The sequence below is a fragment of the Stenotrophomonas sp. YJH_SMC_54 genome, from assembly GCF_059368435.1.
The window spans coordinates 54,934-67,907 of the sequence record NZ_JCAFRS010000009.1 but is presented as its reverse complement, the minus strand read 5'-3'; the positions used below and the strand labels follow the sequence as shown (position 1 = coordinate 67,907).

The following is a 12,974-nucleotide window of genomic DNA, read 5'->3' as shown; positions in this document are numbered from 1 at the left end:
TAATCAGGGCTCTCTCCAGGCAAAGGCCCCCGCCGATGAAGACCCTGATGCTGGCTTCCCTGCTCCTGCTCGCTGGCTGCGCCAGCATGGGTGGCGCAGGTGCTCCCCCGGTGGACGTCAAGGGCGCCGATGTCTCCAAGCGCACCATGGACAACGGCGATGTCATCGAGGAATACCGTGTGTCCGGCCAGCTGCGCATGGTCAAGGTGACGCCATCGCGCGGTGCTCCGTTCTACATGTACGACAAGAACGGCGATGGCCGTTTCGACAACGACAAGGACGGTGTGTCGCCGGTGTACTGGAAGCTGTACAGCTGGTGATGTGACCGGGGTCGGATCCCTCTCCACAGGAAAGGGCTCTGACCCCTCAAGGCCATCGGCACGGCCCATCCACGCATGGCGTGGATCTACCGGGACAACGAACGTGGATCCACGCCATGCGTGGGTGACCGCCTATCAGTAGATCCACGCCATGCGTGGATCCGCCCCCCGATCCCCGACAAAAAACAACGCCGGCGCGCATCCTGCGGCCGGCGTCGGGTCCCCTCCCCGGGAACGCTTGAATCAGTGGTGTGGATCAGCGGATGACCAGCACCGGCAGCGTGCTGCGTGCCAGCACTTCGGCGGTCTGGCTGCCCAGCAGCACGCGGGTCACGCCACGGCGGCCGTGCGAGGTCATCACGATCAGATCGCTGTTGCGCTCGCCGGCGGTCTCGATGATGCCGTCAGCCGCGTAGCGGTCCAGCACGTGCACCGGATTGGCGGTGATGCCCTGCTCGGCCGCCTTGGCCAGCGCCGGCTGCAGCACCTTCTGCGCACCTTCCTCGCGGTCGGCCTTGTACTCCGGGCTGTTCATGTAGCCCACGCTCCAGCCCATGGCATCGTACATGCCGACGGCCCATGGCTCGGAAACAGTCACGATATCGACCTCGGCATTGAGGTCCTTGGCCAGCTCCAGGCCCTTGGCCAGGCCCTTGTCGGCCAGCTCGGATCCGTCGGTGGCAATCAGGATGCGCTTGTACATGGTGGGGCTCCGTAGCGATCTGCCAGATGGGAACGACACCATTGCACACCGGATGTGCAGGCCGTGCCTTGAGCAGAATCAATCCGGCGCCGTGCAGGGGCGTGCGCACCGCCCGCTTGCACGCACCGGTCGGGCGGCGCATGCTCGGCGGGCGGCGCACTGCCGCGCTCAAGGATGACCGACATGCAGGACAACAAGCCGCCCGTTTGGAGTTCCCAGAAGTCCATCATGGTCGCCGCGATCATCGCCTTGGCGGTGCTGTTCGGCGGCTACCAGATCGGCAAGGACATGGCGCTGCGCGACAACGCCCGGCAGTCAGCCGGCCGATAACCTGCTGCCGTAGAGTCGAGCTTGCTCGACTCTACAGCGCCCCTACCTTCAGGCGATCTGCACCACGCGTGCGTTCTGGCACAGCGGATAGCTGCCCACGAATCCGGCAATCGCATCACGCATCGCTTCGAACGATTCGCCGTACATGTACAGCGCGGTTTCGGTCGGGCCCTGCCACCAGCTGCAGATCTCGCCCAGGCCGTCGATGTTCTCCGACAGCTGTTCGAACACATGGTTGGAATCGCACTGCTCGTAGACTTCGTCCGGCAGGTTCAGGCCATCCAGGTAGATGCCCAGGCCTTCGGTCACGCCGAAGCTGCGGTCGGCTTCACCCGCGCCCTGCAGCTGCGAACCCTTCGGTGCACCCAGCTGTTCCAGCAGATCGATCAGCTTCGGCACGCCGGCCGCATCGACCAGGGCAACTTCGATATCACCGTATTCGACCTCGCCGAGATCGGACATCGCGGTGCCGCCGCCAGTCAGCTCGCCCACCTGGGCCGCCTGCAGCAGCGCATCGAGCGGATCTTCGAACAGTTCGTGGCGATGCTCCGGCTGCAGCCGGGCGTTCAACTTCACGGTGACGTGCAGCGTGGGTTCGGTCATGGAGGCGTTCCTGGAAGATGTCGCCGCCTATTGTAGGACCGAGCCGTGCCCGGCTGCGTCTCCCTGACCAAAGCCACTCCCCCTGTCTGTCAGCCGAGCTGATAATGCGCGGCGCAAGGACACCATTCCAACAGGGGGAATACATGAAGTCGATCATTGCACCGGCACTGCTGTTGTTGCTCACCGGCTGCGGCATCCGCACCGAAGTGGTGCGCGTGAACGTGCCCGACATCCGGGTGAACCCGGAACAGGGTCCGGTGGTAGTGGTTGCGTCGGTGCGCGACAACCGCCCCCAGTACTTCCCGCAGGTGCAATCGGCAGCGCGCGCAAAGAACATCGGCGGTGTCATCCGTGCCGGCAATGGTGTGCTGGTGGAACTGGAGACGTCCACGGCCTCGGACAAGGCCCGCGAGATCATGATCCAGGCCCTGCGCAACATGGGTTACCGGACTGCAGACAACTGCGAAGCGTCGTGCACGCGCCTGGAGGCTACGCTGACCGATCTTTCGGTAAGTTCTCCGGTGAATGTTTGGCGCGCAGCGACGTACACCCAGCAGATGCTTGCAGACATCGCGGTGCAGGTGACGGCGCGCAAGGACGGGCAGACGCGCACCTTCACGGCTTCCGGCCACGGAGCAAACATCTTCCAGGTGGCCTCGCGGGAGAACTGGGAGATCGCACTGGAGCGCGCGGTAAAGAGTTTCACCAGCAGCCTGCAGCAGTCGATGTCCGAACAGGATGCGGCGGCCGGTTCAAAGGCGCAGGACTGACGCTCGGCTCTTCAGAGCTGGCGGTCAGCGCAGGAACGGGGTCACCTTGCGCTTGAGCAGCTCCACCAGCACCGGGTCCATGTACTCGTAGTCGTCCGGAATATCCAGGCAGATCACCCGCTTGCCGTTCATCCATGTCTTGTAGCGGCTGGACAGGCGGTTGCGGTGCGCCTTCTCCATCACGAACACCAGGTCCGCCCACTGCAGCAGCTCCGGGCTGAGCACTTCATCCGCGTCGGCCAGCAACCCGGCCGATGCGGTTTCGATGCCCGGCCACTCGGCGAACACCTGCTCGGCCGTCGGGCTGCGCAGGCGGTTCTGGCTACAGAGGAAGAGCACGTTGCGGGTCATGGGCTCGGCTCTACAGGTGTTCCAGCCACTCCTCGACGGCGATCAGATCACCGTCAGGTTGGCATACGCCATCACCAGCCACTTGCTGCCGGCGTCGGCAAACTCGACCTGCACGCGGGCGTGGGCGCCGCTGCCTTCGTAGTCGGTCACCATGCCTTCGCCGAACTTGGGATGGGTGACCAGCGCGCCGAGCTTGACTGGCGGCGCCTCGATCGAGGCATGGCCCATCACCCGGCTGGCGCCCATCGAGGCCGGCCGCGAGACCTGCACCTTCGGGCGCACTTCGTGCAGCAGTTCGCGCGGGATCTCGCGCAGGAAGCGCGACGGCAGGCTGTAGTTGTCCTGGCCGTGGATGCGGCGCGACTCGGCATAGCTCAGCACCAGCTTCTGGCGCGCGCGGGTGATGCCGACGTAGGCCAGGCGGCGCTCTTCCTCCAGCCGCCCGCTTTCCTCCAGCGAACGTGCGCTGGGGAACAGGCCGTCTTCCATGCCCGCCAGGAACACCAGCGGGAATTCCAGGCCCTTGGCCGAATGCAGGGTCATCAGCTGCACGCCGTCCTCGCCGGCCTGCGCCTGGCCTTCACCGGCCTCCAGCGCGGCGTAGGCCAGGAACGCGACCAGCTCGTCCATGTCCTCGCCCACTTCCTCGATGTCGTCGGCGCGGCGCACGAAGCGCGAAGCGACCGAGACCAGTTCGTCGAGGTTGTCGGTGCGCGATTCCGAATCCAGCGAATTGCGGCTTTCCTTGCTCCAGTGCTCGCGCAGCTGCGAGCGGGCCAGCACGTGGTCCACGCGCTCGGCCAGGGTCATGTGCACGGTCTGCGCCTGCAGCTCGTTGACCAGCCCCAGGAAGCCGGCCAGTGCATTGCGCGCGCGTGCGGCCAGCGCGTTGCCCTGGGTGACCAGCATCGTTGCTTCCCACAGCGAGATGCCCTGCGCGCGCGCCTCGCGGCGCACTTCGTCCAGCGTGCGGTCGCCGATGCCCCGGGTAGGCGTGTTGACCGCGCGCTCGAAGGCGGCGTCATCGTTGCGGTTGGACAGCAGGCGCAGGTAAGCCAGCGCGTCCTTGATTTCGGCACGTTCGAAGAAGCGCATGCCGCCGTACACGCGATAGGGCACCTGTTCGCTCAGCAGCGCCTCTTCCAGCGCGCGCGACTGCGCGTTGCTGCGGTAGAGCACGGCCACTTCGGTGTAGCTGCCACCGTCGCGCACCCACTGGCGGGCACGCTCGACGATGTAGCGCGCCTCGTCCATCTCGTTGTACGCCGCGTACAGGTCAATCGGTTCTCCGTCGCCACTGTCGGTCCACAGCTGCTTGCCGATGCGATCCGGGTTGTGCGCGATCACCGCATTGGCAGCGCCGAGGATGTTGGCAGTGGAGCGATAGTTCTGTTCCAGGCGGATGGTCTGCGCACCTGGGAAATCACGCAGGAAGCCCTGCACGTTCTCGACCTTGGCACCGCGCCAGCCGTAGATGGCCTGATCATCGTCGCCGACCACGAACACGTGGCCGGAATCGCCGGCCAGCACGCGCACGAAGGCGTACTGGATGGCATTGGTGTCCTGGAACTCGTCCACCAGGATCTCGCGGAAGCGGGCGCGGTAGTGCGCCAGCAGCGCCGGGTTGTCGCGCAGCAGTTCGTGCGCGCGCAGCAGCAGCTCGGCAAAGTCGACCAGGCCGGCGCGGTCGCAGCGCGCCTGGTACTCGATGTAGGCCTGGCGCATGGTTTCCAGCCACGCATCATGCGGCTCGGGCTGGATGTGCTGCGGGCGGCGACCCTCATCCTTCTGTTCGTTGATCCACCAGGCGATCTGCTTGGCCGGGTACTTGCCGTCGTCCAGTTCCAGCGCCTGCACCACGCGCTTGACCAGCCGCAGCTGATCATCTGAATCCATCACCTGGAAGCCTTCGGGCAGCTTGGCGTCCTGCCAATGCAGGCGCAGCAGGCGGTTGGCCAGGCCGTGGAAGGTGCCGATCCACATGCCGCGGCTGCCATTGGGCAGCTGCGCGTCGATGCGGTGGCGCATTTCACCGGCCGCCTTGTTGGTGAAGGTCACCGCGAAAATGCCGTGGGTCGGCACGCCTTCGACTTCATGCAGCCAGGCGATGCGGTGGGTGAGTACGCGGGTCTTGCCGGAACCGGCACCGGCCAGCACCAGGTGGTGGCCGGGGGGAGCGGAGACGGCTTCGCGCTGGGCCGGGTTCAGGCCATCAAGCAGGTGGGAGACATCCATGCCCCCATTTTACGGCATCGCCGTCGCGGCTCCTGCGACCACCTGGGTGGCCAGTGCCTGCGCCTGCTGACGCAGTTCAGGCACCGCCAGACTTTCCCACAGGCTGCCGATGCGCAGGCTGCCGAGCACGCCCAGCCGCGCCTGCGGCTGGCCACCGGCGGCACACAGGCGATCGCCCGGCACCGTGCTGTCCAGGCCCAGCCCATGCGGGCCGGGGCGGGCCAGGCCATCGGCCTGCAGCTGCTGCAGCAACGGATTGCGCAGCGCACTGGCGCGGGTTTCGACGCCGGTGGCGTTGATCACGCCGCCAATCGTCCACTGCTGTTCATTGCCCGAGGCATCGCGGCCGCACAGCTGCACGGCATCGCCATCACGCCAGACGCGTTGCAGGCGGGCACGGTGGACGCGCAGCTGGCCGCTGTCGATCAGCGCCTGCAGCTGAACATCCACCTCTTCGGCGATGCGGTGGCGATGCACATCCCAGTAGCGCACCACGTGGCGCAGGAAGCGGCGCTGGTCGGCCGCATCGAGGCTGCACCACAGCGCCTGCCCGTGCGGGCGGATACGGTCCATCACGCCTTGCCACGGCAGATCATCGGCCCGCGCCTGGCGGGCGAAGCCACGCAGCGCGTGCAGGCGCTGGCGCAGGTTCATCGGCAGCAGCACCGCCGGATCGAAGCTGGGCAGGCCACCATGCGCATGCGGCAACGGCAGCAGGCCGTGGCGCGAGATCACATGCAGCGGGCCGGTGTGGCCGGCAGCGACCAATGCCAGCACGGTGTCGGCCATGCTCAGGCCGGAGCCGACGATGGCCACGGCCTGCTCGCCGGCCAGGGTGCGCACGCCGTCGTAGTCCCAGGCCTCGATCACGTCATCGGCGGGCAGTGCCTCGGCACCGGCCACCGGCAGCGGCCGCATGCTGTTGCCGGTGGCCAGCACCGCCTGCGCGGCGTGCAGCGTGCTGCCATCGCCGAGTGTCAGCTGGTAGCCATGGTCATCCGGCTGCAGGCCCAGCACCGGCTGCGCGATCACCTGCAGCTGTGCCGGGCTGGTCGCAGCGGCCTCCTGCAGGCGCTGCTGCAGGTAGGCAGCAAAGTAGTGGCGGCACACGTAGCGCTCGCCCAGCGCCTCGCGCGCCTCGCCCGGGTAGGCATTGGCGGCCATCAGGTAGTCGAGGAAATCGCCGGGCTGGTCGGCAAACGCACTCATCTTCGCCGCCGGCACGTTCAGCAGGTGCTCCGGCCACGGCGTGGCGTAGGCGATGCCCTGCGCCAGCTGCGAGGCGGGTTCGAAGATGGCCAGCGCCAGCGGCGCCTTGGCCTGGCGCAACACCTGGATCGCCACCAGCACCCCGGCCGCACCACCACCGATGATTGCCAGGTCCAGTTCGCCATTACGCGGTGAATCAGTCATGTGCCAATTGTAGGCCATCGGCGATGACGGGCCGGATTGCCGGAATGGGCGGCCGGCATTGCTTCACATCAACGCATCGGCCAGCCGTGCAATACCTTCGCGGCTGCGCCGCCACGCAGGGCGGCTGCGCCACTGCTGCAGGTCCAGCTGCCGCGACTCGCGCAGATAGCCATCCTCGATCGCGCACAGCTGCTGCACCAGCGCGCGGTCGTAGCAGATCAGGCCGATCTCGGCATTCAGCGCGAACGAGCGGATATCCATGTTGATCGAGCCGAGCACGGCGATGTCCTCATCCACGCTCATGTGCTTGGCGTGCAGGAACTGCGGCTCGTACAGCGCGATGCGCACGCCACAGCGCAGCAGTTCATCGTAGTAGGCCTCCTGCGCCCACGACGTCAGCCGCTGGTTGTTGCTGGCAGACAGGATCAGCTGCACCTGCACGCCGGACAACGCCGCAATGCGCAAGGCGCTGAGCGTGGCTTCGTCCGGCACGAAGTACGGGGTGACCATCACCAGCCGTCGTCGCGCCAGGTGGATCAGCGCGGCTACCGCGTCGCGCGCGTTGCTGTACGGGTAGGCCGGGCCGCTGGGCAGCAGCTGGGTGGCGATGTCGTCGCCGCATTCGGGCACATCGGTGATCACATCCAGGCGCTGGCCGGTCTCCATGTACCAGTCGCTGGCGAATACGGCTTCCAGGTGCGCCACCGCCGGGCCGCGGACGCGCGCCACCAGTTCGCGGTTCGGGTGGCCCGGCACGAACTGCGGGCCCGCCAGGTTCTGCGAACCGACATAGGCCACTTCGTTGTCGATCACCGCGATCTTGCGGTGGTTGCGCAGGTCCATGCGTCCGCTGCGACGCCAGCGCAGGCCACCGGGCAGCATCGCGCGCACTTCGATGTCGCGCGCCTGCAGGCGCTTGCGATAGGCGCGCAGGCCACGCTTGGCGCCCACCGCATCGAGCAGCACGCGGCACTGCACGCCACGCGCGGCGGCACGCTGCAAGGCCTCGACAATGGCCTCGCCGACCGCGTCGTCGAACATCAGGTAGTACAGCAGGTGCACGCGGTCTTCGGCCTGGTCGATGTCGGCGATCAGCGTGTGCAGCGACTCGTCGTAGTCGGTCAGCAGATCGACGGCGTTGCCGTGTACCGGCATGAAATCGCCTTGGCGCTGCACCAACGGCACGATCTCGGCGCTGGCGGTGTCGGGCTGTGGGGTCCAGCGCAGGCGATGCTGCAGCGCCTGCTCCTCACGGATCACCTGCGAGGCCTCGGCCTGGCGGCGGATGCGCTCGCGCGACAGCCACGGATGGCCGAACAGCAGGTACAGCGGCAGGCCCAGCAGCGGTACGAAGCCGACCAGCAACAGCCAGCTGCGCGCCGCGCCGGGCGTGGTGCGGGTGGGAATCCAGCACAGCGCGACCAGCCGGATCAGCCAGTCGATCAGCAGCAGGTAGGAACCCAGCAACCACTCGAACAGCATCGTGTCGCCCGTCGGGAGGTGATGAGCCATTCTGCCCACCGGCCCTTGTAGAGTCGAGCCGCGCTCGACTGCGTTGAAGCAGCGTGCCAACCAAGGTTGGCACCTACCGGGGGTGGGGACCGCGTGTCGACCAAGGTCGACACCTACCGAGCACGGGGACAGCGTGTCGACCAAGGTTTGGCACCTACCGAGCACGGGGACAGCGTGTCGGCCAAGGTTGGCAGCCACCGGGTGTGGGAACAGCGTGCCGACCAACGGTCGGCACCCGCCACCTGGATGCCAGACATGAAAAAACCCGCCACAAGGGCGGGTTTCTTCGCGGGGACCAGCAATCCTTGCGGATTACTTGATCTTGCCTTCCTTGTACAGGACGTGCTTGCGCACGACCGGATCGTACTTCAGGAATTCCATCTTCCCCGGGGTGTTCTTCTTGTTCTTGTCGGTCGTGTAGAAGTGGCCGGTACCGGCCGAGGAAATCATACGGACCTTATCGCGCTTGCCTGCCATGATGCTTTACTCCTCAGACCTTTTCGCCGCGCGCACGCAGCTCAGCCAGAACGGAATCAATGCCGTTCTTGTCGATGGTGCGCAGTGCATGCGCGGAAACACGAAGCTTGACCCAGCGGTTCTCGCTGGCCACCCAGAAACGGCGCTCGTGCAGATTCGGCAGGAAACGACGACGGGTCTTGTTGTTGGCGTGCGAGACGTTGTTACCCGTCTGCACTCGCTTGCCGGAAACCTGGCATACGCGGGACATTGCGCACCTCGATAGTAGTAGTTGTCAGCCCGTAGCCCGGGAGACGGCGGCCTCGATGGTTGCCCACCACACGTCAAGAGAATCAAAGGGTTACGCTGGCGTTGGGCGGCCGGGGACGTGCTCCCGGGGGCGCCGCCCGGTAGAAAACCGGACACAGCGAGCCGCGCATTATGCACGGGTTCAAGCACTTGCGCAAGTTACCCACAGGCTGCGGCTGAACCGGCAGGGCCGGGAGCCCGCCAACCAGCATACTGCTCCGGTTCACTGCGGAGCTTTCCATGCGGCTGCTGGCCCTGACCTACGGAACCGAAGGCGATACGCGTCCCCTGGCCATGCTCTGCCATGGGCTGATCGGCGCAGGCCACGAGGTGACACTGCTTGCCGATGGCGGCACCCTGGGCAGCGCGCAGGCACTGGATGTGCCCCATGCAGCTCTTGAAGGTGACATCCATGACGAAGTGGTCGCGCTGGTCTCGCGTGGCAACGGTGTTGCCGCCGCCAGTAGCGGGCTGGCACGGATGGCGCTGCAGCATGTCAGCGGCTGGATGCGCCAGGCCGATGCCGCTGCCGAAGGCTGCGATGCGATTCTGACCGGTGGCCTGGCGGCCTTTGTCGGCATGAGCGTGGGCGAACGCCGCGGACTGCCGGTCATCGGCACCGGCATGATCCCGCTGACCCCGACGCGGGCCTTCCGCTCTCCGTTCCTGCCACCGGGACGCTCGCCGGGCTGGTTGAACCGCGCCAGCTATGGGCTGGTCAACGGCCTGATCTGGCGCCAGTTCCGTCGGCCGATCAACGCAGCCCGCAAGCAGCTGGGGCAATCGCCGCGCCGCTCGCTGTGGCCCGGCCTGCCGATGCTCTATGGCATCTCGCCGCAGCTGCTGCCGCCACCGGCGGATTGGCCGGCCGACCACATCGTCTGTGGCCAATGGCGCCTTCCTGATGCGCCCTGGATACCCCCGGCCGATCTGCAGGCCTTCCTCGATGCCGGCCCGGCGCCGGTGTATCTGGGCTTCGGCAGCATGACCGGCTTTGATCGCGAGCGCGTGTTGCCGGCCCTGCTGCAGGCGCTGGCGCCACGCCGGGTGCTGCTGTTTCCTGGCTGGGTGGGACTGCCTGCGATGCGCTTGCCCGATTCGGTCTTCGTACTGGGGCCGACTCCACACGAAGCGCTGTTCCCGCGTTGCGCATTCGCCATCCATCACGGTGGCAGTGGCACCACGCATTCGGCCTGCCGCGCCGGTGTTCCTTCGCTGGTGATGCCGTTCGCCGCCGATCAGTTCTTCTGGGCTGATCGTCTGTATCGGTTGCGGGTGGCACCGGCGCCGCTGTCAGCGAAGCGACTGGATGCAGCGACGCTGGCGGCAGCCATCACCTTTGTTGAAACCGACGCAACGCGTACACGCGCTGTTGCCTTGGGCGCGGCGATGAGCCATGAGGACGGGGTGGCATGTGGCGTAGCAATGATCGAACGCCGGTTGCGGCCGGTGTGACATCGGCCAGGCCTCAGCGCAGGTGCGGAATCACCTGCGCCAGCAGGTGCGCATCCTTCAACGCGCCATGCAGGCCGCGCTGGCTGGGAATGCGCAGGCGCTGCAGCACATCATCCAGCTTGTTGCCCTGACCCGGCCAGCGTCCCCGCGCAAGCTTCAGGCTGCAGGTGATGCGGCAGTGCTGGGCCAGCGTGCCGGGGATGCCGGACAGGCGCAGCTCGTTGTCCAGGAAGCCCACATCGAAGGTAGCGTTGTGCGCGACCATCTCGCTGCCGCGCAGGAACTCCAGCAGTTCGACCGCCTTGCTGGAGAACAGCGGCTTGCCCACCAGCATCGCATCGCTGATGCCGTGCACGCGCTGTGCGCCCCAATCCACCTTGCGCTGCGGCTGCAGGTATGTGTGGAACTGGCGGCCGGTGAGCTGGCCATCGATCAGTTCGACGGCACCGATTTCGATCACCCGGTGCCCCAGGCGGTGGGAGATGCCGGTGGTTTCGGTATCCAGTGCAACGATGCGGCTCATCAGGGTGTGCGTTCTCCAGTACGTGCACGCCGATTCTCGCACGCGGCCGATGCACTCACCCCAACGCTTCCACCACCCAATCGATGAACACCCGCAGCCGCTGGCTCATGTGCCGGTTCGGCGGGAACATCACGTGCATCGGCATCGGCGGCAGCTGCCAGTCCTGCAACACCGGCAGCAGCTCGCCGCGCGCCACGTGCGGCTCGGCCATGTAGCTGGGCAGCGCCACCACGCCCAACCCCGCCAACGCAGCGGCCAGATAGGCGTTTCCATCATCGAAGCCGACCGTATAGCGGCCCTGCACCTCAACGCGTTCATCGCCGCGCTGTGCAACGAACACGCGTGCGCGGCCACTGCGCGGGCTGAGGAAGCCGACCATGTGGTGATCGGGGCCTTCCAGCGCGCGCGGATCGGTCGGCAGGCCGAAACGCTGCACATAGCCCGGACTGGCGTGGAAACCGATCGGCAGCGCGCCGAGCGGTCGCGCCACCAGTGCCGGGTCGGCCGGGGTGCCACCCCGGATCACGCAATCGACGTTGTCGGCGATGACATCGACTTCGCGGTCACTCACGCCGATGTCCAGCTGGATCTCCGGGTAGCGCGCCTGGAAATCCGGCAACGCCGGCACCAGCCGCAACCGCGCGTACGGCCCGGGCACATCCACGCGCAGCCGCCCGCGTGGCTGGGTGGCCGCGTCGCCCAGCCCGCCCTCCACTTCTTCCAGCTCGGCCAGCAGGCGGGCGATGCGCGGGTAGTAGGCCGCGCCATCGGCGGTGACGCTGACCCGGCGCGTGGTGCGGTTGAGCAGGCGCAGCCGCAGGTGTGCCTCCAGCTGCTGCACCAGCTGGGTGACCGTGGTGCGGCTGATCTGCAGGGTCTGCGCGGCGCGGGTGAAGCTGCCGGTTTCCACTACCCGGGCAAAGGCCCGCATCGCCTCGAAACGGTCCATTGCGGGCCATGATTGTTTGGAATTGGCAATCAATCTAGGCCGATCATCGCGGTTTATCCAGACAGCACTGGCGCGGAGGATGGCGTTCTCTCCCACGGGATCTTCCCCATGTCACAGCGTGATGTCGTTTTCCCCACCGGCCGCCAGGCCCTGTACGAGCGCAACCGCTACTCGCCTGCGATCCGTTCCAACGGCTTCCTGTTCGTCTCCGGCCAGGTCGGCAGCCGTGAGGACGGCTCGCCCGAGCCGGACTTCGAAACGCAGGTGCGCCGCGCCTTCGAGAATCTCAACGCGGTGTTGGCTGCTGCGGGCTGCACGTTCGATGACGTGATCGACGTGACCGTGTTCCTGGTCGATCCAGAGAAGAACTTTGAGAAGGCCTGGGCGATCGTGCCCGAGTACTGGGGCGAGGCGCCGCACCCGACCCTGACCGGCATCGGCGTGACTTGGCTGTATGGGTTCCAGTTCGAGATCAAGGTGATCGCGAAGCTGCCGTGATACGGGTAGTGCCGGCCGCTGGCCGGCAACGCGGTGGGGTCGAAAAGCGTGTCGACCAAGGTCGACACCCACCAAGGCAGGAAGTCCGCACCCACCAGGGCAGGATGCCCCCAGGCCGTCCACCTGAACGGGAGATTCCGACGAATTCCCGAACTGACCATTGATATTGTATCCGGCGAAAACCGCTTGCTAGCCTCCCTTCCATGCGCCGGATCACCCGCCAACTGCGTACGTACCTGATGATGCTGCTGATGGCGGCATTCGTGGTCGTGCCGGTGGCCGACGCGCTGGCCTGCACGGTGGAACCGCACGCCAGCACGGTGCACGTGGAGTCCGCACCGGATGCCGATGGCGATACCGACGGCAAGCATGTTGGTGCCTGTGGCCACAACCACTGCCACCACTCCAACCTGAGCCTGCCGGCCAGTACCCTCGCCGCCTTCGGTGCGCCACTGCCGGCGCGCTGGATGAATGCCGGCGACGCGGCGACCTATGCGGTCGCCCAGGATGAATTGACGCGTCCCCCCCGGGCGTGAGTTGAGCGCGT

16 protein-coding genes are annotated in these 12,974 nt (G+C 66.6%); 6 read left to right on the top strand and 10 right to left on the bottom strand.

Features of this window, described 5'->3' with window-relative positions; all coding sequences use genetic code 11:
- Positions 1–35: 35 nt before the first annotated feature.
- Entirely contained in the window at positions 36–320 is a 285-nt protein-coding gene (locus AC5P5S_RS12075) for a DUF2782 domain-containing protein (RefSeq protein ID WP_005411628.1), read from the top strand.
- Positions 321–576: 256 nt separating this feature from the next.
- Here the strand turns inward: AC5P5S_RS12075 and AC5P5S_RS12070 are convergent, their stop codons facing one another.
- Complete coding sequence (locus AC5P5S_RS12070) at positions 577–1,023, bottom strand: universal stress protein (RefSeq protein ID WP_005411629.1); 447 nt, start codon at positions 1,021–1,023, stop codon at positions 577–579.
- 183 nt (positions 1,024–1,206) lie between these two features.
- Between AC5P5S_RS12070 and AC5P5S_RS12065 the strand changes: the two genes are divergently transcribed.
- Positions 1,207–1,353 carry a hypothetical protein gene (locus AC5P5S_RS12065; RefSeq protein WP_005411630.1) on the top strand — a complete coding sequence of 49 codons (147 nt, stop codon included), beginning with the start codon at positions 1,207–1,209 and terminating at the stop codon, positions 1,351–1,353.
- 48 nt (positions 1,354–1,401) lie between these two features.
- Here AC5P5S_RS12065 and AC5P5S_RS12060 read toward each other — a convergent pair whose 3' ends face one another.
- Entirely contained in the window at positions 1,402–1,956 is a 555-nt protein-coding gene (locus AC5P5S_RS12060) for a hypothetical protein (RefSeq protein WP_049417909.1), read from the bottom strand.
- Between the two features lie 143 nt (positions 1,957–2,099).
- Between AC5P5S_RS12060 and AC5P5S_RS12055 the strand changes: the two genes are divergently transcribed.
- Positions 2,100–2,726, top strand: a complete 627-nt coding sequence (locus AC5P5S_RS12055; protein ID WP_060380864.1) for a YajG family lipoprotein — start codon at positions 2,100–2,102, stop codon at positions 2,724–2,726.
- A 24-nt stretch (positions 2,727–2,750) separates the two neighbouring features.
- On the opposite strand, the gene AC5P5S_RS12050 is transcribed toward AC5P5S_RS12055, so the two are convergent.
- The 6 genes from AC5P5S_RS12050 to rpmB form a co-directional block, all read right to left on the bottom strand.
- Positions 2,751–3,077 (bottom strand): low molecular weight protein tyrosine phosphatase family protein, encoded by a 327-nt coding sequence (locus AC5P5S_RS12050; RefSeq protein WP_062605330.1) that lies wholly within the window; start codon positions 3,075–3,077, stop codon positions 2,751–2,753.
- Positions 3,078–3,119: 42 nt separating this feature from the next.
- Positions 3,120–5,312 (bottom strand): DNA helicase II, encoded by a 2,193-nt coding sequence (gene uvrD, locus AC5P5S_RS12045; RefSeq protein WP_062605328.1) that lies wholly within the window; start codon positions 5,310–5,312, stop codon positions 3,120–3,122.
- A gap of 9 nt (positions 5,313–5,321) precedes the next feature.
- Positions 5,322–6,743, bottom strand: coding sequence for an FAD/NAD(P)-binding protein (locus tag AC5P5S_RS12040; protein ID WP_062605326.1), 1,422 nt, complete (start codon positions 6,741–6,743; stop codon positions 5,322–5,324).
- A gap of 45 nt (positions 6,744–6,788) precedes the next feature.
- Entirely contained in the window at positions 6,789–8,207 is a 1,419-nt protein-coding gene (gene cls / locus AC5P5S_RS12035; protein ID WP_049403632.1) for a cardiolipin synthase, read from the bottom strand.
- Positions 8,208–8,549: 342 nt separating this feature from the next.
- A complete protein-coding gene (gene rpmG / locus AC5P5S_RS12030; protein WP_169411268.1) occupies positions 8,550–8,717 on the bottom strand; it encodes a 50S ribosomal protein L33 in 168 nt (55 codons plus the stop codon).
- Between the two features lie 10 nt (positions 8,718–8,727).
- Positions 8,728–8,964, bottom strand: a complete 237-nt coding sequence (rpmB, locus tag AC5P5S_RS12025; RefSeq protein ID WP_005411638.1) for a 50S ribosomal protein L28 — start codon at positions 8,962–8,964, stop codon at positions 8,728–8,730.
- A gap of 278 nt (positions 8,965–9,242) precedes the next feature.
- Between rpmB and AC5P5S_RS12020 the strand changes: the two genes are divergently transcribed.
- Complete coding sequence (locus AC5P5S_RS12020; RefSeq protein WP_062605324.1) at positions 9,243–10,457, top strand: glycosyltransferase; 1,215 nt, start codon at positions 9,243–9,245, stop codon at positions 10,455–10,457.
- A gap of 13 nt (positions 10,458–10,470) precedes the next feature.
- Here AC5P5S_RS12020 and dnaQ read toward each other — a convergent pair whose 3' ends face one another.
- Positions 10,471–10,980: a DNA polymerase III subunit epsilon gene (dnaQ, locus tag AC5P5S_RS12015; protein WP_062605322.1), complete on the bottom strand. Its 510-nt coding sequence runs from the start codon at positions 10,978–10,980 to the stop codon at positions 10,471–10,473.
- 55 nt (positions 10,981–11,035) lie between these two features.
- The gene (locus AC5P5S_RS12010) at positions 11,036–11,929 is read right to left on the bottom strand and encodes a LysR family transcriptional regulator (protein WP_062605320.1); all 894 of its coding nucleotides are present in this window, start codon (positions 11,927–11,929) and stop codon (positions 11,036–11,038) included.
- A 108-nt stretch (positions 11,930–12,037) separates the two neighbouring features.
- On the opposite strand from AC5P5S_RS12010, the gene AC5P5S_RS12005 reads away from it, so the two are divergent.
- Both AC5P5S_RS12005 and AC5P5S_RS12000 read left to right on the top strand, forming a co-directional pair.
- Positions 12,038–12,427 carry a RidA family protein gene (locus tag AC5P5S_RS12005; RefSeq protein ID WP_053504789.1) on the top strand — a complete coding sequence of 130 codons (390 nt, stop codon included), beginning with the start codon at positions 12,038–12,040 and terminating at the stop codon, positions 12,425–12,427.
- 203 nt (positions 12,428–12,630) lie between these two features.
- A complete protein-coding gene (locus tag AC5P5S_RS12000; RefSeq protein ID WP_005414902.1) occupies positions 12,631–12,963 on the top strand; it encodes a hypothetical protein in 333 nt (110 codons plus the stop codon).
- Positions 12,964–12,974 lie beyond the last annotated feature (11 nt).